The following is a 23,691-nucleotide window of genomic DNA, read 5'->3' on the forward strand; positions in this document are numbered from 1 at the left end:
GGGCAACCCTGCGCTGCAGTACACCAAGACTTCTATCGAAAGGCATTACCATGCTGGACATCGTCTCCAACATCGTCACCGCTATCTCCGGCTTCTTCGCTGACGCCCTCGAGCTGGTCACCGGCTCCATCGTCTCCGGCGAGTAGTTCGCACTAGCGAATTGAGCCCCCGCACTGTGGTGCGGGGGCTTTTGCATGCCCAGGCGACCGGCGGCGCATGCACGATGTACGTCGGCATCGTCGTGCTGACCCATGGGCTCCGTGGGGAAGCGTCTTTCCGTTGGCCTGTGCGGCGTGCGGCACGACGGGGTCCGAGGTGGTAGTGGGTAGAGCCGCGGGGGTGTCCGAGTTCTTAAGTTGATTCGGGTGGGATAGTGTTGCGGTGTTCGGAGGTGAGAGATGACCTCCGAATGTGGGTCCGAGCATGGCCCACCTTTCGGTAACATGCACGACCGCACCTTGGAGGAAACGTCCTCTGAGGTGCGTTTTCTCTTTCCAGGAAGAGAGCTGAACTACCCCCGGGGGTAGGTTTCGTTCCGGGATGTAACGATCGTTCGGATTCGCTCGGTAATGTCACTGGAACGCCGAGGGGACACCTTCGGAACAGAAGATTTTTACACCTAACCGAAAGGGATCTATCATGATCGCCATCGTTTCTGAGATCGTCACCGCTATCGCCGGCTTCTTCCAGGGTGCCCTCGCTCTGGTCACCGGTTCCATCACCGGCTAGTAACGGTTGGTCACAGTAGTGACCCGAGTCCCCCGCACCTCGGTGCGGGGGATTTTTGCGTGTCGAGTGCTGCCGCCCCCTCAAACGAGGGGGATTTCTGGCCGGCCCAGGGGACCAGGTCGCCGCCGCTCGGATTAGTCTGCGACCTCCCGTGGGTGGCCCACAGTGGGATGCCAGTATCGCGATGCCAGACCGGCTGTGGGGGACAGCCGGGGTGCTGGATCAGTGTCGTGGTTTCACGGGAAACATTCCGACAGCCGATCCACGAATCAGCCCTCCACCTCAGAGTTGCTCCGGTGTGTCCGGTGACTCGCGCCGTGCCGCCGCCGCCAGTGCGGTGCGGAATGCACGCACGCCCGGGTGACCGGTGTACCCGTCACGCACTGCGGTGAACAGCTGACGGTGCGGCGAGCCAGGCATCGACAACGCCTGGGTGTGGTCCAGGTGCGGCCCGGCCAGCATCGCCGGGATCACCGTGACACCGTGTCCGGTGCGGGCCATGTGCGCCCGCAGGATCGGATCGGTGGTCTCGCACTTCACCCGCGGTTCCACGCCCGCCTCGCGCAGGACGGTTCGCTCCCACCGTCCCTGCGGCATCGAGGCCGGCTCCAGGATCCACGGTGTGTCGACGAGGTCGGCCAGCCCGTCCAGCTCCTCGGCGGGTACCGCCCAGCGTCCGGTGGTGGGCAGCACCAGCAGCATCGGGTCGGCGAAGAGCTCCTCGCGGTGCAGGCCCGGGCGCACCGGCTCCGGCTGGCCGGGGAACTCGTCACCGATGACCACGTCGTAGGAGTGCGCGGCCAGGCCCTCGAAGGCCTCGCCGACCTCACGGTGGTACACCTCCACGTTCAGCGCCGGGTGCCGCTTCTCCAGCATCGTCAGTGCCGTCGGCAGAATCGTCGCCAACGCCGACTGGAAGCTCGTGACCCGCAGGGTGCCCTCGGCACCGGGGCGGGACGAGGCCAGCTCGGCCTCGGCGGTGTCGAGGATCGTCAGCACCTCGTCGGTGCGCGCCACGAGTCGCAGTGCGGCCTCGGTGAGCCGGACACCGCGGCCCACCGTCTCCAGCAACGGCACCCCGGTGTCCTTCTCCAGCTGGCTGAGCTGGTGCGATACCGCAGACGGCGAGTAGTGCAGCTCACGGGCGACGGCTGCCAGGGTGCCGCGCTGATGGACCTCGCGCAGCAGGGTCAGACGATGAATGTTCAGCACGGTTCACCATTATCGTTCATATTCCTGAGATAGACGAACCAATACCCTGGGCCCCACAATGGGAACCATGAGCACCACCCGTTCCTCCGCCCTCGTCCTGGCGTCCTGCGCCTCCCTGCAGTTCGGCGCGGCGACCGCCGTCGGCCTCTTCGACACCCTCGGCACCTGGGGCGTCACCTTCCTGCGGCTGAGCATCGCCGGAGCTCTCCTGCTGGTGATCGCCCGTCCGGCACTGCGCACCTGGGTACGCGGGGACTGGCGCGCCGTGGTCTTCTTCGCCGTGATGATGGCCGCGATGAACGGGTTCTTCTACGCCTCCCTGGACCGCATCCCGATGAGCGCCGCGGTGGCCATCGAGTTCATCGGCCCGCTCGTCTACGCCGGGCTGACGTCCCGACGACGCGGTGACCTCGTCTGGGTCGGACTCGCCGCCGTCGGGATGGCCGTCCTCGGCCTCGAGGCACTGTCGGACGCCGCCCTCGACCCGCTCGGTATGCTGCTCGCGCTGATCGCCGGGGTGTTCTGGGTCGGCTACATCGTCGGCTCCGCCGCCGTCGGGCGCCGTATCCCCGGCACCGGCGGGCTCGCCGTGGCGATGCTCCTCGGCGGGCTCATGCTTGCGCCCGTCGGACGCGTCGCGGTCGAGGGGATCTCCGCCGACCCGTGGATCCTGGTTCCCGCGGTGGTCACCGCACTGATGGCGTCGGTGATCCCCTACTCGCTGGAACTCGCGGCCCTGCGCCGGCTGCCGTCCGCCGTCTTCAGCGTCCTGATCAGCCTGGAACCCGCTTTCGCCGCGTTGGCCGGGTTCGCGCTGCTCGACCAGGAGCTGACCGCGATGCGCGGGGTGACCATCGTGCTGGTCATCGCCGCGTCCGTGGGCATCACCTGGTCGGCGCACCTACGGGCTGACCGGCCTGCTCCGCCTGACCGGTCAGCGCAGGAAGGGCCCGCGCGACGTCCACTGCTGCGTCGTCGAACACCATCTCCGCAGTGAGGTCGCCGCGGGCGAGCTCCGGCCACTCGCGCAGGTAGTCCTGGCGGTACAACCAGGGCGACCGGTCGCCCTGCCGGGGCGTGATGTGCTCCGAGCGCTTGATGTACCCCGCCTCGAACTCCAGCAGCGGCCGACGTCCCACGTCCTCACCCGGGAACACGGGGGCGGCGACCCGCTCGCCGCGGTTGACCATGTGGTGCCACAACCGCACCATGTACCGGGCCGTGAGGTCCGCCCGCGTCGTCCACGACTGGTTCAGGTACCCCACGGTGAAGCTCATGTTCGGCAGACCCGACACCAGCACCCCGCGGTAGGCCACCGTCTGCGAGGAATCGACCGGTTGCCCGTCGACGGCGACCTCCGCACCGCCGAACAACTGCAGCTGCAGGCCCGTCGCCGCGATCACCGTGTCCGCCTCCAACACCGTCCCGTCGTCCAGCCGGACGCCCCCGGGGACCAGACGGTTGATGGTGGCCGTGACGACTTTCGCGCCCTTGTCCCGGATCGCCGCGAAGATGTCTCCGCCCGGTGCCTTGCACACGCGCTGGTCCCACGGCTTGTACGGCGGGGTGAAGTCCCGTCTGATCTGGGCGGGTGACAGCCACCGCAGCTGCAGGGCGTGCAGGAACCCGCTGAACAGGAACGGGGTGCCTTTGGCCAGGTACCACTGCACCATGTCACGGGTGATGTGGTTGACCCGGGCGACCTTGTGGGCGATCCGCCTGTTCGGGATCACCGTCTTCCAGATCGTGGAGATCGTGTCGAACCGCGGCAGGGCGGCGACCCACGTCGGTGTGCGCTGCAGCATCGTGACATCGGCACCGTCGTCCGCCAGCGCCGGCAGCAGCGTGACCGCGGTAGCGCCGGACCCGATGATCACGATCTTCTTCCCGGCGACGTCCCCCTGCTCCTCGGGGCGCCACTGCTGCGCGTGGATCAGCTGGCCCTGATAGTCCTCCTGGCCGTCGAAGTAGGGCTGGAAACCGGCACGGTGGTCGTAGTAGCCGCAGGCCATGTGCAGACGCCTGGTCCGGGTGACGGTCTCGACGCCGGCATCATCGGCGGCGTCCGGACGGTCGTCCGGGCCGTGGCGCCAGGCCCGGACGGTGGTGACCTCCCAGTGCGGCCCGTGCGTGTCGGCGGCAGCGCCGGTGGTGACGAAGTTGACCTGCCTGACCCAGGTGTTCAGGCGGATACGCTGCAGGATCCCGTCCTCCCGGGCCGCGTCCCGCAGGTACTCCCGGATGTGTGCCCCGTCGCCGAGTGTGCCCTTGTGCGGCCAGGGCTTGTACGGCAGAGCGAAACTGGCCATGTCGGAGTCCGAGCGGATACCGGGGTAGGTGAAGGTGTTCCAGGTGCCGCCGAGATCGTCGTTGGAGTCGACGATCTCCCAGCTCCAGCCGGGGAACTCCGAGACGATGTGGTGGGCCAGGTTGATGCCGGCGATCCCCGCGCCGACGATCATGAGGTCAAGGACTCGGTCGGTGGTGTCGTTCGTGGTGGTCATGACAGTCACCTTACTGGCCCATGATTCGGCGGGGAACGAAACAAGGAGGTCGGTCTCGTCGGTCTCGTCGGTCTGCCTGGGGGCGGCCGGCTGAGACGTCCACGTGGGGGCGGTTCCGGACCACAGAAACGACCTCACGTGGACGTCTCAGCCGGCGAGGTCTCCGACAGGCATCGGGCGCGCACCGGCAGGACACGGGAAAACCCCCGGACCAGAGTCGGTCCGGGGGTTCAACCAGGGAGAATCAGAGGCGGTGCTTGCCGCCGTCATCCTCGGGATCATCGGCGTTGCCGGTGGTCTTCTCACCCTTGTCGGCGGCCTTCGGGGCACCGGGGGCACCGGGAGCGGAAGGAGCGGCGGGGGCGTTATTCTTGGCCTCCTTCGGAGCCTCCTTCTTCGCCTCGGCAGCCTTGTCCTGTGCCTTGTCCTTCACCTCGGCGGCCTTCGCCTTGGCGTCCTCGGCCTTGTCTGTGGCCTTGTCGGCAGCCTTGTCAGCGACCTCCTCAGCCTTCTCTTCAGCCTTGGCGGCCGCGGCCTTCGGCTTCGCGGCGGCACCGGTGGCCGGCGAGCCGTTGGTACGGGGGGTCTTCGCCGGTGCGGCGGATCCGCTGCCCTTGGCCTTCTGTGCGACGAACGCGACCGCTGCGGCGATGATGGCGAGCAGCAGGACGTTGCGTCCGGTGTGCTTCTTCTTGTTCGCCTTCGCCGCCTTCTTCAGCTCCTTCGCGCGGACCTTCTCGGCCTTCTTGGTCGCGGTCTTCTTGATCCGGCGCTGCGAGCGCGACAGCTGCTTGTTGGCCGTCTTCGCGTTCTTCTCCGCGAACTTCCGGGCCTTCTTCGCCTGCTTGCCGGCCTTCTTCTTGCCCTTGACGCCTTCCTTCCTGGCGGCGTCGCCGACCTCGGACGCCACCTCGGACGCCTGCGACCAGGCACTCTCGAGGGACTTGCGTGCGGAGGAGCCGGCCTTGTCGGCCTTCTTCTTCGCGGCCTGGATGTCCTTGCCGTACTTCTTCTTCAGCTTCTTCTTGTTCTTCTTGGCGGACTTCTCCGCGTCCTTGCCTGCCTTACGGCCGGCCTCGACGCCACTGGCGGCCAGTGCAGCGCCGGCCTTGCCGACCTGCGAGGCGCGGTCGCGGGCGTCGTCGATGGCATCGCTGACAGCGTCGGACTCGAGGAAGGCGGAGCCGCGCTCCTGCGCCTGGGACAACAGTTCCCCGCCGCGCTCGGCAGCGGTGCGACCCCAGCGGGTGACGGTGTCGGTGAGATCGGCGTCCGGCGCCTGACGCACCTGGTCGGCCAGCACGTTGGCACGGTCGCCAGCCGCGGCGGTGACGGCGGACAGGCGCTTCTCGACCATCGCGGCCGGGGACTCCTTGCGCCCGGCAGCCTTCTTGGCGACCTTGTGCTGACGCTTCAGGGCCTTCGCCTGGACCTTGTCCGCCTTGGCGCGACGCTTGTCGGCCTTCGTGGAGATCTTGTCGGCCTTCTTGGTCGCCTTGGAAGCCTTCTTGCTGAGCTTCTCGGCCTTGCTGTCCTTCAGGGTCTCCAGAGTATTCTCAGCCTGCTGTACAGCCTGGTCGAGACCCTGGGTGCTGTCATTCTTGATGGCGTTGCTCACCGTTTTTCCTTTCGAGGCGGTACGTTTGTCAGACTTCACCGGTGCCGTGGAGGGCTGCTGCCGGGCTGCGCGGTCTTCGGCGAGAAGCTGCTCCACGATCAACCGGTGATGTCCCGGTGCCGAGGACAGATCCCGTGCGGCTCCCGTGCCGCCGGCCGTGGGCCGGTGGGCGATGAGGCCGGAGATGTCGCGGACATCCCCCTTCGCGCGCTTTCTGCCGCCGAGACCGGACGAGACCTGCCGTGCGGCACGTATCGCGGTGAATGCGGTGTTCGGGTCCATGGACCGTGCATCTCCTTCTCGTTCTCGGCGGCCGACCTGCGGGGAGCCGCGGGAACCCGCGCTGTCGGCGGATCGGTCGGTGGTCTGTCGTTTTCTCTGACGGTTCTTCTGTCGACACAAAAATGGGTCGTCATCCAACGATAACCAAATCTCGGCCCGAGGGTAGTCGGAATCCGGCGATCAGGGGTGTCCGAGCGCTGTCCGGTACCCTTGCCCCCATGACTGTTCAGAAAACCGCGACAGCGACCCTGCACACCAACCACGGCGACATCGCCATCGATCTCTTCGGTGACCACTCGCCGGCGACCGTGAACAACTTCGTCGGACTGGCCACCGGCGACAAGGAGAAGGCCCCCTACACCACCGAGAACGCCTCGGGCAGCACGGAAGGCCCGTTCTTCGACGGCGCGGTCTTCCACCGCATCATCGACGGCTTCATGGTCCAGGGCGGCGACCCGACCGGCACCGGCCGTGGCGGCCCCGGCTACGAGTTCGCCAACGAGAACCACCCGGAACTGCAGTTCGACCGTCCGTTCCTCGTCGCCATGGCCAACGCCGGTCGCGACACCAACGGTTCCCAGTTCTTCATCACCGTCGGCGCCCACCCGCACCTCAACGGCGGCTACACCATCTTCGGTGAGGTCACCGACAAGGAGTCCCAGAAGGTCGTCGCCAAGATCTCGCGCGTCTCGACCAACCGCATGGACCGTCCGGACGAGGACGTCGTCATCGAGTCCGTGGACGTGGCCTGATCATCAGGCGTTTCTTCGCCGGGGCCCCGGCCACGGCGAGTCTGATCGGCGCCTGCGTGGTGGCCTACGTGGTCACCGGGGTTGACAGCGGGAGTCTGGCGCAACCGGCCCCGGCGCCGGGGATCGCGCGGGACCTGATGCTCGACCCGGCCGCCGTCACCGACGACGGCCAGTGGTGGCGGCTCGTCACCGCGGCACTGGTGCACCTCGACCCCGGTCACCTACTGATGAACATGCTGCTCATCGGCTTGATCGGTCGTGAGCTCGAGCGCGCCTACGGCACACTGACCATGGTGTTGTCCATGGTGCTCTGCGCCGTCGGCGGTGGGCTGGCGGTCATCTGGCTGCAGCCGGACAGTGTCGTCGGCGGGGCCTCGACCATCGGGTACGGCATGTTCGCCATGCTCGTCGGACTGTCCCTGCAACGCAGGACGGACGTCCGGGCACCGCTGGTGCTCATCGTCGTCAACCTGCTGTATTCGGTGACTGCGGGCGGGGTCTCCCTGCCCGGTCACCTCGGCGGGCTGGCCGCCGGCGCGGTGATCGCGGTCATGCTGACCGTGACCCGTCGTGGACGGGCTACTTCCATCCCATGGTCATCAACAGACCCACGATGAACAGACCGAAGCCGATCAGGTAGTTCCAGGCGTTCAGGTCCGCCATGACGGGGATGTTCGGGCCGGCGATGTAGTTCACGACCAGCCAGGCCAGCCCCAGCAGCATGAGGCCGAGCATGAGCACGATGTACCAGCGCGGCGTCCCGGTCGCGTTGAGCTTGACCGGCGTGCGGCGGTCGGCGGCGGATGCGCCGACGGAGGCGGCGGCGTTGTCCTCCGGCGAATCGGAGATCCGAGACTTCGGCATGTGTATCCCTCACTGACATGGTGACGTGTTCGAACTGAACCAACCCTACCAGCACGAACCGCGGTCTCCCGTACGGGATAGGATGTGCTTCATGCGCATCCTCGTCATCGACAACTACGACAGTTTCGTCTACAACCTCGTGCAGTACCTCGGGGAACTCGGCGAGGACTGCACCGTGTGGCGCAATGACGCGGCCGACCTCGGATCCACGGCGGATGACCTGGTCGGTGCCCTGGAACCGTTCGACGCCGTGCTCATCTCCCCGGGGCCGGGTGACCCGTCGTCGGCGGGCAGGACGTTGGACGTCATCGCCCACTGCGTCGGCCACCGCGTCCCGCTGCTGGGGGTGTGCCTGGGGCACCAGGCGTTGGCCCAGCACTTCGGTGCCGACGTCGTCCGCGCCGACGAGATCTTCCACGGCAAGACCAGTCCGGTCACCCACGACGGCACCGGCGTCCTCGCCGGGATCCCCAGCCCCTTCACCGTCGCGCGCTACCACTCCCTGACCGTGGACCCGGCGACCGTGCCGGCCGAGCTCACCGTCACCGGCCGGGTGGCCTCGGGCATGATCATGGCGATGCGCCATGAGACCCTCCCGCTGCATTCGGTGCAGTTCCACCCCGAGTCCGTGATGACGGGCAACGGCCACCGCATCCTGGCGAACTGGCTCGCCGACGCCGGACGGCCCGTCGACGAGGCGGAGCTCGGCCGCCTGGCGGACCGGCACGCCGCGACGTTGGCGGGAGCCACCGCCGTCGCCGGATGAATAATCGATTATCGCGAATCCATGTGCTTTTAATGGAAAAATAGTATGATGGATCCTGTTGTGCCGAGGTCACCGTGAGCCGGCGCGGAGAACAGGAGGATCTATCGTGAAAGAGCACAGGAAGGTGGTCGGATCGACGACCGAGGCAGTGGCGGACATCGCCACAGGTTCACGCCTCGCTGTCGGCGGTTTCGGACTGGTCGGGGTTCCCGACGGCCTGATAGCCGCGCTGGTCGAGACCGGGGTCGATGAACTGGAGGTCTTCTCCAACAACTGCGGTGTGGACGGGTGGGGGCTCGGTCTGCTTCTCGAGCAGCACCGGATCCGCCGCGTCGTCGCCTCCTACGTCGGGGAGAACAAGGAGTTCGCCCGTCAGTATCTCGCCGGTGAGCTGGAGGTCGAACTCACTCCCCAAGGAACTCTGGCGGAGAAACTGCGGGCCGCGGGGACCGGGGTTCCGGCGTTCTACACCCCCGCGGGCGTGGGTACGCCCATCGCCGAGGGGGGCCTGCCGTGGCGGTACAACGACGACGGCACCGTCGCGGTAGCGTCGCCGCCGAAGGAGATCCGCGAGTTCGGTGGACGGCGGTACGTCCTCGAGGAGGCGCTGCCGGCAGACGTCGCACTGGTCCACGCCGTGCGTGGGGACACCGAGGGCAATCTGGTCTTCGCCAAGACCGCGATGAACTTCAACCCCCTGTGTGCCATGGCCGGCACGGTGACCGTCGCGGAAGTCGAGGAACTGGTGGAACCCGGGGAGATCGATCCGGCGGAGGTTCACCTGCCGGGCATCTTCGTGCAGAGGATCGTGGAGACCGGCCCGCAGGAGAAGCGGATCGAGAAGAGGACGGTGGCATCATGAGCTGGACACGCGACGAGATGGCTGCACGCGCGGCACAGGAGATGGAGCCGGGGCAGTACGTGAACCTCGGTATCGGGCTCCCCACCCTGATTCCGGACCATCTGCCCGCGGGTGTGGAGGTCACACTCCACAGTGAAAACGGCATTCTGGGCACCGGGCCGTACCCCGCCGAGGACAAGGTGGACCCTGACCTCATCAACGCCGGCAAGGAGACCGTGACGGTCAACCCCGGAGCGTCCTTCTTCGACTCGGCACTGTCGTTCGGGATGATCCGGGGTGGCCATGTCGACGTGGCGGTCCTGGGCGGGATGCAGGTATCTCGGCGCGGTGACCTGGCGAACTGGATGGTCCCCGGGAAGATGGTCAAGGGCATGGGGGGAGCGATGGACCTGGTGCACGGCGCCGGCCGTGTCATCGTGGTGATGGCCCACACCGCGCGGGACGGCTCAGCCAAGATCCTGGCGGAGTGCGACCTGCCGCTGACCGGGCAGGGTGTCGTGGACCGGATCATCACGGACCTCGCTGTCATTGACGTGGACCGCGTGTCCGATCCCGCGGGTCGGTTGATCCTGCGGGAGACGGCCCCCGGCGTCACGGTCGAGGAGGTCGTTGCCGCGACGGGGGCGGAGCTGGAGATCGACACAGGTGGCCAGGCGGGGGCCTAGCCTCCGGCGGGTGCCTGCCCGGTGGCGTCGAGATACCGTTTCCACTGCAGCAGCATGACGGTCTCGGAGATGTCGCCGTACGACCGCAGGTCGAGGTCGCTGAGGCCGGTGATGCGGCGAAGGCGTTGGTGCACGGTGTTCCGGTGGACGACCAGTCGGGACGCGGCCTCGTCGGCCGAGCCACCGGCGTCCACGTACGCCTCCAGCGTCCGGATGAGGTCGGTGTTGTGCTCGTGGTCGTAGGCGGTCACCGCCCCCAGGCGGTCGTCGAGGATCGCCTCCAGCTCTGACCGGGGGACATGGACACAGAGACTGGCGGCTGTTCCCAGGTCACCGAAGGCCACGGCCTCTCCGTCCCGTGAGGTGGTGGCGGCGTACCGGGCCTGGGTCAGATAGGTCTGCAGGTCCGCAATGCCCGTGAACGTCCTGCTGAGCCCCACCCCGAGGAGGCCCGGGTGCTGGGCGGCGTCGAGTCCGGGGCGTCGTCGGGAGGACGGGTGGTCGAGGAGGAGCACGGCCTCGGCCCCGATGGCGGTACTGGTGACCACGTCCCCCCAGCGGTGGGCACGGTGCCGGGACCGGGACGAGAAATCCAGGGCTGCGGACGCTGTCGCGAAGCGCACCACCGCGAGACCCAGCTGGGGGTGCGACCCGATGCCGAGGACGTCCGCCGCCACGGCCCGCTGGGGGTCGTCGAGCATGTCGGAGCAGAGTGCCAGCAGCGCGTAGGGACGGGCGACACGCGATGAGGTCCGGTCCTCGACCCTGCGCGCCAGCACCGGTACGAGGATACGACGTGCGAAGTTGAGGAAGGGCGCCATGTCAGAGGTCGAGGAGGGGGACGAGGGCGTCGGGCCGAGGAGGAGCGTGCCCAGCGGACCGTGTGCGTCGTCGATGGTGACGGACGGTACGTCACGGTCATCCGGGGTGTCGAGGAGCATCCTCGTTCGGTCCACCGGACCGTCCGACGCGAGGATCTCCCCTTGCTCGTCGAGGATCGCCACAGCGCAGTGCAGGTGGTCCGCCAACAGCCGGGTGATACCGCTGAGCGCGGCCGCCGGGGCCTGTGCACAGCATTCCGCCACCGCGGCCTGGAAGACCGAGACCGAGATGGCGACGGCCCGTTCCCGGTCCGAATGAGACCAGGCGGCGGTCGCTTCGGCATTCCTCGCGGACATCAGTTCGGCGCGCCGGGCTGATTCGACGGCCAGTGCGCTGAGCCTGCCCACGACCTCCAGGGTCAGGAGCTGTGCCTCGTGCGGAGTGAACTCCTGGATCCAGTAGCAGTTGAGGACACCGAGTACAGCCGACCGTCTGACCAGCGGAAGGCTGAGCATGGACACGATCCCCTGGCGCCGGAAGTGCTGTTGCCAGGGGGCGTCGCCGGTCGCGTCCGCCCGGGAAACCACCTGGAGACGGCCGACGAGGAAAGCGTCCACGCTGGGCGGGCGGTGCCCGGGGACAGGACCCGTCATCGACACCGAGGTGAGGTCGAGGACTTCATCACCGAGAAAGGCCCCGGGGTCACTGCTGCTGACGATGCGCAGGGTCTGCCCGCGGTCATCCGGGAGGCGCACGCAGGCGTAGTCGCAGTGCATCACGGAGAGGACGGTTCGGCACAGGCCGGCGATCGTGTCTTCGAGCGACGCGAACCCGTCGACGCTGTCCGCGACCTCAGTCAGGAGAAGGAGGCGATCCAGCTCGTTGACCTGGTCGGATGCCGGGATGCTGAGGTGGGGTGGTGTCGGCGTCGAATGGTTCATCGCACCTTCCGGTGTGTTCTTGCGCACATAGTTTTGGTTTATTTAGTGGTACACCAGACATTTTGCCGACGCAACCGACATTCTAGGTTTGGTTGCACGCCACAGTGAATGTGAGCGTCGTCATAGTAGATCACTCCCCTTACGGAGGCAGCATGGCTGCACACACAGAAGCTTCACGGTCGAAGCTCACCGAACTGCGTCACGGGTGGCGGGTACTCGTCGCCTCGACCCTGGGTATCGCCGGCGGTATCATCGCGATCCCGTACTACACCAACGCCCTGTTCTTCCCCGAGCTGAGCGCTGAATTCGGCTGGTCATCAGCGAACCTGTCGCTCGTCGTCCTGGTGTACAACCTGACGTGGGCGGTCCTGATGCCGTTCGTCGGGCGCCTCACCGACAGATTCGGGGTGAGGGTGCCGGCACTGGTGTCCGGCCTGTTCCTGGCCGCCGGCTACTTCGTCATGTCGACCGTGGGCGACAATTTCGCGCTGTACTTCGTCGTCGTCGTGGTCACGATGGGTCTGTCGGTCTGCACCGGCGCGATCGGTTTTGCCAGGGCGATCGGTGTCACGTTCGACCGCATGCGCGGACTCGCCCTCGGGATCATCCTCGCCGGCAGTGGCGTGACTGCCGTCGTGGCACCGCAGGTTCTCGGCCCCATCATCGAGGGATCGGGGTGGCGGATGGGATTCAGGTCTCTGGCGATCGCCGTGATCGTCCTCGCGGCCGTCGTTTTCCTGCTGATGCCGTCCGGGGTGAACCGTGACCGCGGTCAGGACGATCAGGCGGCGAAGGAGGAGGCGCGCACGGTGCCGGTCGCCCGGGTTCTCGCCGAGCCGGTCTTCCGCAGGCTCGCGTTGGCCTTCATCTGCATGGCCCTCGCCGTCGGCGGGATGGTCATCCACCTCTACCCGATGATGCTGGAGGCGGGAGTCGCCGAGAGTGCGGCGCTGTGGGTGCAGAGTGCGATGGGCTTCACCGTGGTCATCGGACGGCTCGTGTCGGGGTATCTCTTCGACAAGTTCCACGCCCCCTACGTGGTCGCCTGCATCCTGGGCCTCGCCGCCGTCGGACTGGCCATGCTTGTCTTCGGTGGCCCGCATCTCGCGCTCGTCGCGGCCTTCGCCGTCGGTTTCTGTGTCGGTGCGGAGGTGGATGTCGTCGCACTGCTGACATCCCGGTTCTTCGCCATGGATGTCTTCGGGCAGCTGTACGGACTGTTGTACGCAGCCTTCACGCTGGGCCTGGCCGGCAGTCCGTACATCATCGGTCTTCTCGTGGACAACACCGAAGGGTTTGTCCCCACTGTGTCGTATTCGGCGATCCTCCTCCTGATCGGAAGCGCGTTGTTCGCGACCCTTCCGAAGTACGGGGAACCGCGTTTCGCGGCGGAGGAGGTGCCCGACGGGCCGGATTCCCCGGACACCCCTGATTCGCCGGGGCCGACCGCGCCTGCGGACGACCTCGTCTCCAGGTAGGCCACCGTAGGCCGCCGTAGGTCGGCGCAAGCCACCGCACGTATCTCATCTGAACAAGAAAGGACCAGTCGCCATGAGCGATTCCGCACTGAAAGAGAAGAACCGCAAGGTCGTCGAGGCGTTCCTCGAACTGGCCGGCCCCGACCGGGGGCCGAAGCGTGCCGAAATGTTCGCGGACAACTCGAAGGTCGAGATGTTCATCCGTATGGGGGAGGGCGGACAGCTCGATCTCGACGGCAAAGAGTGGTGCCTGGACACACCGGACACCTTCCCCGTGTGGGGTTTCTACGAGACCTCCATCTACGAGAGCGACGACCCCAACTCATTCCTCGTCCCCGCCGTCGGCCGGGGCAAGGTGTTCGCCCCCGGGGGCGAGGGGCCCGGCTACGACGTCGAGCTCTGGTACATCCTCTGTTTCGAGCTGGACGACGGCAAGATCACCCTGTTCCGGGAGACCGTGGACTACGCCCGTGGTGGCATGGTCATCGATGAGCGCTACGCCCCGGACCGTCCCGACCTCTTCGTCCGCCAGGACAACCCCTTCGGTTACAAGTGACCGGCCCCATCCCACACGCTTTCCACTGAAAGGACAACAGCATGAGCACCGAGAACACCGAGAACACCGAGAACTCCGACATTCTCCCCGGCAATGATGCCGAGATCCGGGAGAAGAACATCGCCACCATCCGTGAATACGTGGATGCCCGCACAGACGAGGAGCGCAGTCGACGCTGGGAGCTCTACACCGAGGACTGCACCAGCGGCGCCGTCGCCGGTGAACCGGTGAAGGGCAAGGAGCTGGCACGGAAGTCCACCGAGTGGAACATGACGTACTTCCCGGGTTTCGTCTTCGACGACAACATCATCTTCCAGTCGACCGACCCCAACTACTTTGTGGTCGCCTCCAAAGGCAGGGGAGAGGTGAACTTCCCCGAGCACGGGGGAGCCCGACCCTACGAGAACGACTTCTTCCACGTGTTCCGGATGCAGGACGGCAAGATCAAGGACTACTTCGAGTACTCCAACGCCGTGAAGCTCTACGAGGCGCTCGGGTTGGAGATGCCTGAACTCCAGAGCCCCGGCGGATGGCCCGACCACACTCCTGAGGAACTCGCCTACGATCCGTTCCCCGAGATCGAGTACAGCGACCCGGAGAATCCGGACGTCATCGACGACAGTGACCGTGAGCTGCGGGAGAAGAACATCGCGGGACTCCGCAAGTACGTGGATGCCCGCACTCTGGAGGAGCGCAGCACCCGCTGGGACCTGTACGTCGACAGCGACGAGACCACCAGCGGTGCCGCAGGCCTGCCGGTGTCGTTCGGCAAGGCGAAGGCCCGTCAGTCCACCGAGTGGAACCTGGTGCATTTCCCGGAGTACATCTTCAACGACAACGTCGTTTTCCAGACACAGGACCCCAACCTGTTCATGGTGATGTCCAACGGCACCGGTGGTCTGTACTACCCCGCCTACGGGGAACGGAAGACCTACGACAACGTCTACTTCCACATCTTCCGGATGCAGGACGGGAAGATCCTGCACTACTACGAGTTCGTGAACTCGAAGTTCCTGTACGACACCCTCGGCGTGGAACTTCCTGAGATCCGGATCCCGGACGGCTGGCCGGGCGAGGGGGTGTGACCCTCGCCGGGACGACGGTGCGGCAGTGGTGCCGGGGGTTCCTAGGACTGCGACGCCAGCCGCGTGACATGCAGTGCGAGGTAGCTTCGCTCATCACCCGAGAGTTCCGTCCCTAAGCGGAGTTCCAGGACGGAGGCCAGTCTGTCGCCACAGGTGACGGCCTCCGGGTGAGTCCCGGACAGGGAGTCCCGGAGCGCGGAGAAACCCTCGTCGAGTTGCGTTCCTTCGTTCACGCGCACGAAGAGGTAGCGCATGTGCGTGATGAACCGCGCGGCGTTGACGGAGTGCCGGTCGACCCTGATGCCGTACGCAGAGTCGACGACATCGAACAACTGCGCGAACATACCCGTCATCTCGTAGGTCGCACGTAGGTCACCCGCATGGAAGCCCGCGTTGACCAGGTGAAGGGCCACCGCCACGGCCTCAGAGTCCGGGAGTGGGGGGATGGTCTTCCCCGCCAGATGCAGGTTCACCCGCGCCAGCATCGTCCGTGCCGTGGCGAATTCCTCGGGGTAGAGATGGCTCACCTCGGCCTGGAGTGGATGGTGGGTATGTACGGGGTCACCGTCCGCCAGCTCCTGGCGTCGCACAGCCATGTGAAGATGGTCCGCCAGCGCGAGTACCGTCGGTGACGGGACCTCCAGTCCATCGGTCAGGGAGCCAGCCAGCTCAACGAACCACAGGGGTATTTCGGCGGCGAGTGCGGCGACGTGATCCGGGTCCCGGTTATCCTCCGGACGGAACACACGGGAAACCTTCGCTTCATCCACGGTATCGCCCGCGGACGTCCCGAAACCGAGACCACGTCCGGTCAGGACGACCTCGGTCTGCGGCTCATCCTCGCTCGACGCCAGGACGACGTTGTTGTTGAACACCCGGAGGATCTTCATGACTGCCACATCCATCAGCGTAGGCGACGCGCCCTACGCGCCCTCACCGTGAGTCGCGTGCAGCGATGCACCGTTGGACGCGATGACGTCGCGGTACCAGTCGAAGGACCGCTTACGGTAGCGCTCGAGGCTCCCGGAGCCGTCATCGTTGCGGTCGACGTAGATGAAACCGTAGCGCTTGGACATCTCCGCCTTCGACGCCGAGACCAGGTCGATGCAGCCCCAGGCGGTGTAACCCAGTACGTCCACCCCGTCCGCGATCGCCTCGCCGACCTGGTAGAGGTGGTCGTTGAGGTAGGCGACGCGGTAGTCGTCCGCCACGGTCGTGCCACCCTCCCCGTCCGAATCCACCAGGACATCCTTCGCCCCGAGCCCGTTCTCCACGATGAACAGCGGCAGTTGCCAGCGGTCCCAAAAATCGTTGAGGACGATACGCAGGCCCACCGGGTCGATCTGCCACCCCCACTCCGATGCCTCGAGTGTGGGGTTCGGGATGCCGCCGACAACGTTGCCCTCGCCCTTGGTCTGGCGCGCGGGGTCCGCCGACTCACAGACGGACATGTAGTACGAGAAGGACACGAAGTCCACGGTGTTCGTCAGTGCCGCACGGTCGGCGTCGGTGATGTCGAGCTCGATGTCCTTCTCCCGGAGCAGCCGCCGGTAGCTCCCCGGGTACTCGCCGCGCACGTGGACGTCGCCGAAGACGTAGTCGAGCTGTGCCTCGGTCTGCGCCTTGCGTTGGTCGGCCGGGTCAGGGGTGAGACCGTAACGTGGCACCGCGATGACCATGCAGCCGATCTTGTTCTCCGGATCGATCTCGCGTGCGGCCTTCGTCGCGAGGGCGGAAGCCACCAGTTCGTAGTGTGCGGCCTGGTAGAGGTCCGCGTCGTCGACCTCGTCACGGTTGAGTTCGATGCCGCCGGCCATGAATGGGAAGTGGAACAGTGCGTTGATCTCGTTGAAGGTCAACCAGTAGCGCACCCGCCCCCTGTACCGTTCGAACAGGGTGGTCGCGTACCGCACGCACAGGTCGACGAGCGCCCGGTTCCGCCATCCGCCGTACTCACGTGCCAGGTGCAGCGGGGTCTCGTAGTGCGAGATGGTGACGACAGGTTCGATCCCGTGCTTCTCCAGCTCATCCAGGACCCGGTCGTAGAAGGCAAGGCCCTCCTCGTTCGGTTCGGCGTCGTCACCGTTCGGGAAGATACGTGTCCAGGCGATGGAGAAGCGGTACGTCCTGAACCCCATCTCGGCGAACAGCGCGATGTCCTCGGCGTAGCGGTGGTAGAAGTCGATCGCCTCGTGCTTGAGGTTGTCGTCGGTGGGTTCCCGGGTGGACAGGGTCTGCAGCCCGTGCGGCATGACGTCCTGGATCGACAGGCCTTTGCCGCCGACGTTGTAGGCGCCCTCGATCTGGTTGGCTGCGGTGGCGCCGCCCCAGAGGAAACCCTCGGGGAATGCGGGTGTACGTGTCGTCATGGTGACCTTCCTGTGTCTGTTAGTTCTCGATGTCGAGAATGGTTGCTCCACCGGCCACGTCGCCACTGGCGACGGCAGTGACCGCCGTCAGCTTCTTCGTGTTGGTGACGATCACTAGTGTGGTTGCCGGGTACCCGGCGTCCGTGACAGCGGCGAGGTCGACAGTGCCGAGGGCCTCGCCAGCCGACACATGCTGACCACGTTCGACGAGCGTGCTGAATCCCGTGCCGCCCATCTTCACGGTGTCGATACCGACGTGAACGAGCACCTCCGCACCGTTGTCGCCACGGATGCCGTAGGCGTGACCGGTTCTCTGCACGGCAATGAGTTTTCCGCTGACCGGGGATGTCACCGTTACGGTGGACTGGCCGGCCGGCTCGATGCCCACACCTGACCCCATCGCACCGGACGCGAATACCTTGTCGTCGACGTCCTCCAACGGCACGACGTTGCCCGCGAGGGGGGCGAGGACGGTGACCTGGCCGGTGACGTCACCGGAGTTCACGACGTCGGCGTCCTCGTCTGTGAGGACAGTTTTCGGTTCCGCTGGAGCATCCGCGATCACTGCGGCACCCGACAGCTTGCGTTCCGCCATCGGCACGACGAACCACGTCCCCACGAAACCGAGGACCACTGCCACAACGGTGCCGAGGACGGTCACCCCGAATGTCCCGACATTCACCGAGGCCGGAAGGGCCAGGACAGACGGGAAGACGAAGGTGTCCACACCGCCGTGGGCCATACCGATGATCGCACCACCGACGGCACCGCTGCCGAGTCCGACGTAGAACGGGTACTTCAACGGGAGGTTGACACCGTAGATGATCGGTTCGGTGACACCGGCGAGGAAACCCGAGATCACGCCCGGCCCGGCGACCTTCTTGCGCTCCGGGTCTTTCGCCCGGATCCACACAGCCGCAGCTGCCGAGGCCTGCGCCAGTACGGCGGCGAGCAGCGGGCCCATCAGCAGGGTGTAGCCCTGGACGGCGATATCGTTGAGGAACACCGGAATGAGACTCCAGTGCAGGCCGAACAGCACGAACACCTGCCAGAAGGCACCCAGTACCGCTCCACCGAGCCACGGTGCGGCGCTGAACAACCAGTTGAGGCCGTCCGAGAGCCAGTTACCCAGTTGCAGGGTCACCGGACCGATGGTCAACAGCACCAGCGGAACCATCACCGCGACGACGATGAGTGGGGTGAAGAAGTTGCGGACCGCACCGGGAAGCACCTTCTCCAGCCATCGTTGGAGGTACCCTGCGACCCAGACCGCGATGATCGCGGGTATCACCGATGAGGTGTAGTTCATCGAGTTCAACGGGATACCGAACAGGTGGACGTTCTCCGCCTCGGACAGTGCCACGATCTGTGGCAGCACCAGTGGCGCCATCATCGACAGCGCGATGAACTGGTTGACCTTGAACCGCCGGGCCGCGGTCAACGCCAGGAACAGCGGCAGGAAGTAGAAGATGCCGTCGAAGGTGGCGTTGATGATGAGATAGGTATCCGAGGTCTCCTCGAGCAGGCCGGTGGTCTTAGCCAGTGTGAGGAACGCCTTGCCCAGCCCGAGGCCGGCGAGGCACCACAGAATCGGACTGAACAGGGCCGACACCAGGTCGATGAACTTGTTCAGGAGATTCCTGTCGGTGTCGCCGCCGTCGCCGTCGGCGTCGGAGTTCGCGGCGGCCCCGTCCTCGTCGACGGAATCCTTCACCCCTTTCGTGGCCATTCCGTCGAGAGCCGTGACCGCCTCATAGGCGAAGGGGACATCATTGCCGATGACCACCTGGTACTGGCCGCCGGAGTGGATCGCGGTGAGCACTCCGTCCACCGCGTCCGCTGCCTGGAGGTCGGCCTTGTCGTTCTCCCTGATCTTGAACCGTAACCGGGTGGCACAGTGGGTGACCGACCGTATGTTGCCCGGTCCGCCGAGGGCGGTGACCACCTGTCCGGCCAGCGGGGCGAAATCCTGCCGTGTCGCCATGGCGCAACGTTCCTTCCATGTCCTTCCCGGCAGCCTGGCGACTGCGGGGTGTCCTGCAAGAACACAGGACATGCAAAAAGACCTGGGGCGCCTTCCCGGGATGTGGTGCGTGGCGCACAACATCGGGAAGAGCGTCCCAGGTCTTGCCCCCGTAGCTTCGACTGGCGGTGACGGGGTCACAATCCTGCGGCCTCCGGTCTGTACGGAGGCGGACTACATGTCATTGTTCCGTGGTTGAAACAGAAATGCAAGCACCGGCAACCGTCCTCCGACGCCGGCACCTCACTGTCCCGTCACACGGGGCGCGTCCATTCGACCGAGCGTGCACGCGGAACCGGATGGACCTCCACTCCGTCAACGACCTTGTTGGTGATCGTGCCGATACCTTGGACCGTCATGGTGACAGTGTCGCCGACGGCGATCGGGGCGGGGTCGATCTCGCCCGTCCACCCCCAGAACTCCGCCAGACAACCACCACCGCAGGTACCGCTGCCGAGGACATCGCCCCGACGCACCCACGTCCCCCGGCTGGCGTAGGAGACCAGCTCGGCGAACGACCAGGCCATGTGGGAGAGGACGTCCTCGGCGATCTGGCGGTCGTTGATGCGCAGCTCCATCCGGAGGTTGAAGTGGTCTCCGTCGCGGTAGTCGTCGAGTTCGTCCAGGGTGACCACCATCGGTCCCAGGGTGGAGGCCGAGTCCTTGCCTTTGGCGGGGCCCAGACCGACCTTCATCTCGGCGGTCTGCAGGTCCCGGGCGGACCAGTCGTTGAGGATCGTGAATCCTCCGATGTGGTCCCAGGCCTCCTCGACGCTGAGGTTGAATCCGTCCCTGGAAATCACCGCGGCGACCTCCAACTCCACATCGAAACGTTCTGAGCCCGGGGGGACACGGACGTCCTGCCCTGAACCGATGGCGGCATGAGGGTTGGTGAAGTAGAAGGCGGGGGCGTCGTACCAGGCGTCCGGTGCGCCTGCGCCGTCGGTCACGGTCCGCATGGACCCGGCGGTGTGCTGTTCGAACGTGATGAAGTCACGGAGGGTCGTCACAGGGAGCGGCGGCTCCAGGGGACCGAGTTCCTCCAGGGCGACTGTCCCGGTGGTCGGGATCTCCGGGGCCTGCGGATCGAGTGCGTCCAGGGGGTCACGGTCCTCGGTGAAGAGGTGCACCCTGCTGTCGTCGTCCACCCTCCCGAACCGTCGGACCCCGTCAATTGTCGCGGAAACGATACGCATGTCCTACTCTCCGTCCTTGTCGTCGATGATTGCTACTGCGCGCGTCCAGCCCGCGGACGCTGCGTGGATCTTGACCGGGAAGCACGACACCGTGAAGCCCGTCGGGGGAAGCGCCTCGAGATTGTGGAGCTTCTCGATGTGGCAGTACTCCCTCTCGCGGCCGGCCTTGTGCCCCTCCCAGATGATGCTGGGGTCGTGGTTCTTCTCGTACCGTTGCGCGGTGTAGGAGAAGGGGGCGTCCCAGCTCCATGCGTCGGTGCCGGTGATCCGCACGCCCTGGCTGAGCAGGTGGAGCGTGGCCGCCCTGCCCATCCCGCAACCGGTGTCGACGTAGTCGTCCTCGCCGTAGCGTACGCCGGCGGCCGTGTTGACCAGGACGATGTCGTAGGGCTGGAGTGTGTGGCCGATCCGCTCCAGTTCGGCGTCGATGTCGGCGGGCTGCACGACGTACCCGTCGGCGAGGTGGCGGAAGTCGAGTTTGACGCCCGGTCGCAGACACCAGTCGAGCGGTACTTCGTCGATGGTGATCGCACGTTCACCGCCGTTCATGGTGGAGGCGTAGTGGTAGGGGGCGTCGAGGTGCGTGCCGCCGTGGGTGGTCATCGCCACCCGTTCAATGGCCCAGCCCTCGCCGGCCGGGAGGTCGGAAGTCTCGGCACCGGGGAAGAAGGCCACGACGTCCTCGGCGGACTGCTTGTGGTCGATGTAGGTGATCTCGGGGCGGTGCCCGGGGGGATCGGACGCGATACCGGCCCGGAGGTCGACGGAGATGTCGATGAATGTCTGCATGGTGGTTCTCCTGGGTAGTCGTGCTCAGAGGGTTGTGGTGGTGGGAGGGGTCTGGGGTGCCGGACTCCCGGACCGGGCGACGTCGTCGCCGGTCGAGGGGTCGGGCAGCTCCCGGGTGTCCCGGGGCAGGAAGAGTGTGACGGCGGCACCGGCGAGGAACAGGATGCCGGCGATCACGAGTCCGGCGGCGAGTGAGGCGACACCGGCGAGCGCACCGAACAACAGGGGCGCGAACGCCGAGACTCCGCGTCCGACGTTGAAGCAGAACCCGGACCCGGTCGCCCGGACCCGTGTCGGGTAGATCCCGCTGAGGTACGGGCCGAAGAGCCCGGCGAAGGTCATGAAGAACGCGTAGGCGGGACCGAGAAGCAGGAGACCGGTCTCGTTCGTGATGACCCCGTACAACGGCATGAGAAGACCGGCGCCGACCATGGCGATGATCAGCGCCAGACGCTTACCGAACTTGTCGGCGATGACCCCGAAGACGTTGTAGCCGATGAACATGCCCAGGTTCAACCAGGTCATGAACGTGCCCACGGTCTGGGCGTCGAGCCCGCGTTCGTTCTCCAGGTAGCTCGGCAACCAGGTGCTCGAGCCGTAGAACGCGATGAACGCCAGGGAGGCGACGATGCTGGCCAGGACAGTCGTCCGCAGGTACGGCTGGGCCATGATCTCGCGGATCGAGGAGTTCGCCTTCTCCGGTGCCCCCGCGTCACCGGGGAGGGGTAGGTTGCGTTCCTCCAGCCACATCTGCGACTCGCGGAAGCAGAAGATCACGATGACCAGGGGGAGGATCGCGCCGAGTCCGGCGACCAGGAACATCTCACGCCAGTGGGGCAGCATGAAGCTGGAGAGCTGGGCGGCGACGAGCCCGCCGATCGGGTAGGACGAGAGGACGAAGGTGAGTGCCACGGCACGCCGTTCCTTCGGCCAGTTCTCGGTGACGAACGCCGAGATCACGCTCCACACGCCGCCGAGGCCGAGCCCGGAGATGAAGCGCACGATGATGAACACCGTGAGGTTGGGGACGATGAAGATGGCGGAGGTGAAGATGATGAAGATCGCGACACACACCAGCAGCGCGAACCTGCGTCCTCTGGAGTCGGCGAGCGACCCCATCACAGGACCGCCGAAACCCATGCCGAGCAGGGTGGCGGTGGCGAGAAGTCCGGCCTGTGTGGCGGTGATGTCAAGATCTGACGAGATGGCGGGAAGAGCGAGGGACAGCAACAGGATCTCGAGGGCGTCGAACATGTAGATGATGAACGAGCCGGCGAGGATGATCCATTTGTACATGCGGATCCTTTCAGGGATGGGCCTGACGAGGTAGCGGGCACCGCCATGGTCTGCCTCACATAGACTGACAGAAGTGACGTACATTGCCGCCAAAATCACTTTTGCACGGCAACGCACCGACTGTCAACAGATAATCTGCGACGATTGAAATAATCGATTCTGGAGGACGACGATGACCGAGAGCACCGATCTGCTTGCTCCGACGAAAGACGCCTACCGCGCCGTACGGACGGCGATCCTCCGCGGAGGCCTCAGGCCGGGCGAAAAACTCAGTCCCTCGGCGCTCGGCAAGGAGCTCGGGGTCAGCGCCGGGGTGGTGCGGGAGGCGTTGACCCGACTCACCGCGGAGTACCTGGTCAGCGCGGAGAAGAACAAGGGTTTCCGGGTCTACGAGATCACCCTGGACGGCCTGAAACACCTGTCCGAGCTCCGCCAGCTGGTGGAGACCGCGGCCCTCGGCCAGTCCATTGAGGCCGGTGACGTGGCATGGGAGTCGGAGATCATCGCTGCGCACCACCAGCTCCGCCGGGCCCCGGGCCAGGGGACCGAGGTGGATGACCACGGCGCCGACGTCCACATGGTCGCCCACCGGCGGTTCCACATGGCATTGCTCTCGGCATGCCGTAACCCGATGATGCTGGAGACCTGCCGGTCGTTGTGGGACGCCGGTGAGCTCTACCGGCGCTGGGGTGCGGCGCGACGGGACAGCGCGGACTGGATGCAGGAGCACGAGGATCTCGTGACCCACTGCCTCGACCGGGACGTCCCGGCGGCCACGGAACTCCTGCGGAGGCACATCGGGGGGACCGTGGAGGCGGTCACGGACCTGCTGGCGACGGGTGGTGCCTACCCCGTCACCGAACCCCCGGGGGAGTGAGCGGC

At 66.1% G+C, this 23,691-nt stretch carries 21 protein-coding genes; 10 read left to right on the plus strand and 11 right to left on the minus strand.

Going from position 1 to position 23,691, the window contains the following annotated elements:
• Window positions 1-1,011 precede the first annotated feature (1,011 nt).
• On the minus strand, window positions 1,012-1,941 hold the full coding sequence (locus PQI66_RS11920; protein WP_339998554.1) for a LysR family transcriptional regulator: 930 nt from the start codon (window positions 1,939-1,941) through the stop codon (window positions 1,012-1,014).
• A 67-nt stretch (window positions 1,942-2,008) separates the two neighbouring features.
• Between PQI66_RS11920 and PQI66_RS11925 the strand changes: the two genes are divergently transcribed.
• Window positions 2,009-2,938: an EamA family transporter gene (locus tag PQI66_RS11925; RefSeq protein WP_339998555.1), complete on the plus strand. Its 930-nt coding sequence runs from the start codon at window positions 2,009-2,011 to the stop codon at window positions 2,936-2,938.
• Here the strand turns inward: PQI66_RS11925 and PQI66_RS11930 are convergent.
• Together PQI66_RS11930 and PQI66_RS11935 are read right to left on the minus strand one after the other, a co-directional pair.
• Window positions 2,826-4,445, minus strand: coding sequence for a flavin-containing monooxygenase (locus PQI66_RS11930; protein ID WP_339998557.1), 1,620 nt, complete (start codon window positions 4,443-4,445; stop codon window positions 2,826-2,828). The two genes, PQI66_RS11925 and PQI66_RS11930, sit on opposite strands and share 113 nt — an antisense overlap.
• A 244-nt stretch (window positions 4,446-4,689) precedes the next feature.
• Window positions 4,690-6,345: a hypothetical protein gene (locus PQI66_RS11935; protein ID WP_339998559.1), complete on the minus strand. Its 1,656-nt coding sequence runs from the start codon at window positions 6,343-6,345 to the stop codon at window positions 4,690-4,692.
• A 218-nt stretch (window positions 6,346-6,563) separates the two neighbouring features.
• Here PQI66_RS11935 and PQI66_RS11940 point away from each other — a divergent pair, with 218 nt between their 5' ends.
• On the plus strand, window positions 6,564-7,097 hold the full coding sequence (locus tag PQI66_RS11940; RefSeq protein ID WP_339998561.1) for a peptidylprolyl isomerase: 534 nt from the start codon (window positions 6,564-6,566) through the stop codon (window positions 7,095-7,097).
• Window positions 7,098-7,153: 56 nt separating this feature from the next.
• Window positions 7,154-7,714 carry a rhomboid family intramembrane serine protease gene (locus tag PQI66_RS11945; protein ID WP_339998563.1) on the plus strand — a complete coding sequence of 187 codons (561 nt, stop codon included), beginning with the start codon at window positions 7,154-7,156 and terminating at the stop codon, window positions 7,712-7,714.
• Here the strand turns inward: PQI66_RS11945 and crgA are convergent.
• Window positions 7,677-7,961, minus strand: coding sequence for a cell division protein CrgA (crgA, locus tag PQI66_RS11950; RefSeq protein ID WP_339998565.1), 285 nt, complete (start codon window positions 7,959-7,961; stop codon window positions 7,677-7,679). The genes PQI66_RS11945 and crgA overlap by 38 nt on opposite strands.
• A 91-nt stretch (window positions 7,962-8,052) precedes the next feature.
• Here crgA and PQI66_RS11955 point away from each other — a divergent pair, with 91 nt between their 5' ends.
• From PQI66_RS11955 to PQI66_RS11965, 3 genes are all read left to right on the plus strand, one after another.
• Complete coding sequence (locus tag PQI66_RS11955; RefSeq protein WP_339998567.1) at window positions 8,053-8,727, plus strand: aminodeoxychorismate/anthranilate synthase component II; 675 nt, start codon at window positions 8,053-8,055, stop codon at window positions 8,725-8,727.
• A gap of 106 nt (window positions 8,728-8,833) precedes the next feature.
• Window positions 8,834-9,589 carry a CoA transferase subunit A gene (locus PQI66_RS11960; protein ID WP_339998569.1) on the plus strand — a complete coding sequence of 252 codons (756 nt, stop codon included), beginning with the start codon at window positions 8,834-8,836 and terminating at the stop codon, window positions 9,587-9,589.
• Entirely contained in the window at window positions 9,586-10,254 is a 669-nt protein-coding gene (locus tag PQI66_RS11965; protein ID WP_339998571.1) for a CoA transferase subunit B, read from the plus strand. Before PQI66_RS11960 ends, PQI66_RS11965 begins: the two co-directional genes overlap by 4 nt.
• Here PQI66_RS11965 and PQI66_RS11970 read toward each other — a convergent pair.
• Complete coding sequence (locus tag PQI66_RS11970; protein ID WP_339998573.1) at window positions 10,251-12,017, minus strand: helix-turn-helix domain-containing protein; 1,767 nt, start codon at window positions 12,015-12,017, stop codon at window positions 10,251-10,253. The two genes, PQI66_RS11965 and PQI66_RS11970, sit on opposite strands and share 4 nt — an antisense overlap.
• Window positions 12,018-12,169: 152 nt before the next feature.
• Between PQI66_RS11970 and PQI66_RS11975 the strand changes: the two genes are divergently transcribed.
• From PQI66_RS11975 to PQI66_RS11985, 3 genes are all read left to right on the plus strand, one after another.
• A complete protein-coding gene (locus tag PQI66_RS11975; RefSeq protein WP_339998575.1) occupies window positions 12,170-13,495 on the plus strand; it encodes an MFS transporter in 1,326 nt (441 codons plus the stop codon).
• A gap of 73 nt (window positions 13,496-13,568) precedes the next feature.
• Complete coding sequence (locus PQI66_RS11980) at window positions 13,569-14,051, plus strand: PhzA/PhzB family protein (RefSeq protein WP_339998577.1); 483 nt, start codon at window positions 13,569-13,571, stop codon at window positions 14,049-14,051.
• Window positions 14,052-14,092: 41 nt separating this feature from the next.
• Window positions 14,093-15,136: a PhzA/PhzB family protein gene (locus PQI66_RS11985; RefSeq protein ID WP_339998579.1), complete on the plus strand. Its 1,044-nt coding sequence runs from the start codon at window positions 14,093-14,095 to the stop codon at window positions 15,134-15,136.
• A 41-nt stretch (window positions 15,137-15,177) separates the two neighbouring features.
• Here the strand turns inward: PQI66_RS11985 and PQI66_RS11990 are convergent, their stop codons facing one another.
• The 6 genes from PQI66_RS11990 to PQI66_RS12015 all read right to left on the minus strand — a co-directional run bounded on the left by PQI66_RS11990 (window position 15,178) and on the right by PQI66_RS12015 (window position 22,809).
• On the minus strand, window positions 15,178-16,026 hold the full coding sequence (locus PQI66_RS11990; protein WP_339998846.1) for a CAT RNA binding domain-containing protein: 849 nt from the start codon (window positions 16,024-16,026) through the stop codon (window positions 15,178-15,180).
• Between the two features lie 33 nt (window positions 16,027-16,059).
• Window positions 16,060-17,505 carry a glycoside hydrolase family 1 protein gene (locus PQI66_RS11995; protein WP_339998581.1) on the minus strand — a complete coding sequence of 482 codons (1,446 nt, stop codon included), beginning with the start codon at window positions 17,503-17,505 and terminating at the stop codon, window positions 16,060-16,062.
• A gap of 19 nt (window positions 17,506-17,524) precedes the next feature.
• Complete coding sequence (locus PQI66_RS12000) at window positions 17,525-19,489, minus strand: beta-glucoside-specific PTS transporter subunit IIABC (RefSeq protein ID WP_339998584.1); 1,965 nt, start codon at window positions 19,487-19,489, stop codon at window positions 17,525-17,527.
• Window positions 19,490-19,782: 293 nt separating this feature from the next.
• Entirely contained in the window at window positions 19,783-20,724 is a 942-nt protein-coding gene (locus tag PQI66_RS12005; RefSeq protein ID WP_339998586.1) for a fumarylacetoacetate hydrolase family protein, read from the minus strand.
• A 3-nt stretch (window positions 20,725-20,727) separates the two neighbouring features.
• Window positions 20,728-21,513: a cyclase family protein gene (locus tag PQI66_RS12010; RefSeq protein WP_339998588.1), complete on the minus strand. Its 786-nt coding sequence runs from the start codon at window positions 21,511-21,513 to the stop codon at window positions 20,728-20,730.
• Between the two features lie 24 nt (window positions 21,514-21,537).
• Entirely contained in the window at window positions 21,538-22,809 is a 1,272-nt protein-coding gene (locus tag PQI66_RS12015) for an MFS transporter (protein ID WP_339998590.1), read from the minus strand.
• Window positions 22,810-22,981: 172 nt separating this feature from the next.
• On the opposite strand from PQI66_RS12015, the gene PQI66_RS12020 reads away from it, so the two are divergent.
• On the plus strand, window positions 22,982-23,686 hold the full coding sequence (locus tag PQI66_RS12020; protein WP_339998591.1) for a GntR family transcriptional regulator: 705 nt from the start codon (window positions 22,982-22,984) through the stop codon (window positions 23,684-23,686).
• Window positions 23,687-23,691 lie beyond the last annotated feature (5 nt).

This window comes from Corynebacterium sp. USCH3 (assembly GCF_037619475.1).
Classification (GTDB): Bacteria; Actinomycetota; Actinomycetes; order Mycobacteriales; family Mycobacteriaceae; genus Corynebacterium.

Excerpts from the sequence above, each read along its gene's own strand:
- PQI66_RS11925 (WP_339998555.1), top strand. The coding sequence starts at position 2,009 with ATGAGCACCACCCGTTCCTCCGCCCTCGTCCTGGCGTCCTGCGCCTCC.
- PQI66_RS11930 (WP_339998557.1), bottom strand. The coding sequence starts at position 4,445 with ATGACCACCACGAACGACACCACCGACCGAGTCCTTGACCTCATGATC.
- PQI66_RS11935 (WP_339998559.1), bottom strand. The coding sequence starts at position 6,345 with ATGGACCCGAACACCGCATTCACCGCGATACGTGCCGCACGGCAGGTC.
- PQI66_RS11940 (WP_339998561.1), top strand. The coding sequence starts at position 6,564 with ATGACTGTTCAGAAAACCGCGACAGCGACCCTGCACACCAACCACGGC.
- crgA (WP_339998565.1), bottom strand. The coding sequence starts at position 7,961 with ATGCCGAAGTCTCGGATCTCCGATTCGCCGGAGGACAACGCCGCCGCC.
- PQI66_RS11955 (WP_339998567.1), top strand. The coding sequence starts at position 8,053 with ATGCGCATCCTCGTCATCGACAACTACGACAGTTTCGTCTACAACCTC.
- PQI66_RS11965 (WP_339998571.1), top strand. The coding sequence starts at position 9,586 with ATGAGCTGGACACGCGACGAGATGGCTGCACGCGCGGCACAGGAGATG.
- PQI66_RS11970 (WP_339998573.1), bottom strand. The coding sequence starts at position 12,017 with ATGAACCATTCGACGCCGACACCACCCCACCTCAGCATCCCGGCATCC.
- PQI66_RS11975 (WP_339998575.1), top strand. The coding sequence starts at position 12,170 with ATGGCTGCACACACAGAAGCTTCACGGTCGAAGCTCACCGAACTGCGT.
- PQI66_RS11980 (WP_339998577.1), top strand. The coding sequence starts at position 13,569 with ATGAGCGATTCCGCACTGAAAGAGAAGAACCGCAAGGTCGTCGAGGCG.
- PQI66_RS11985 (WP_339998579.1), top strand. The coding sequence starts at position 14,093 with ATGAGCACCGAGAACACCGAGAACACCGAGAACTCCGACATTCTCCCC.
- PQI66_RS11990 (WP_339998846.1), bottom strand. The coding sequence starts at position 16,026 with ATGAAGATCCTCCGGGTGTTCAACAACAACGTCGTCCTGGCGTCGAGC.
- PQI66_RS11995 (WP_339998581.1), bottom strand. The coding sequence starts at position 17,505 with ATGACGACACGTACACCCGCATTCCCCGAGGGTTTCCTCTGGGGCGGC.
- PQI66_RS12000 (WP_339998584.1), bottom strand. The coding sequence starts at position 19,489 with ATGGCGACACGGCAGGATTTCGCCCCGCTGGCCGGACAGGTGGTCACC.
- PQI66_RS12005 (WP_339998586.1), bottom strand. The coding sequence starts at position 20,724 with ATGCGTATCGTTTCCGCGACAATTGACGGGGTCCGACGGTTCGGGAGG.
- PQI66_RS12010 (WP_339998588.1), bottom strand. The coding sequence starts at position 21,513 with ATGCAGACATTCATCGACATCTCCGTCGACCTCCGGGCCGGTATCGCG.
- PQI66_RS12015 (WP_339998590.1), bottom strand. The coding sequence starts at position 22,809 with ATGTACAAATGGATCATCCTCGCCGGCTCGTTCATCATCTACATGTTC.
- PQI66_RS12020 (WP_339998591.1), top strand. The coding sequence starts at position 22,982 with ATGACCGAGAGCACCGATCTGCTTGCTCCGACGAAAGACGCCTACCGC.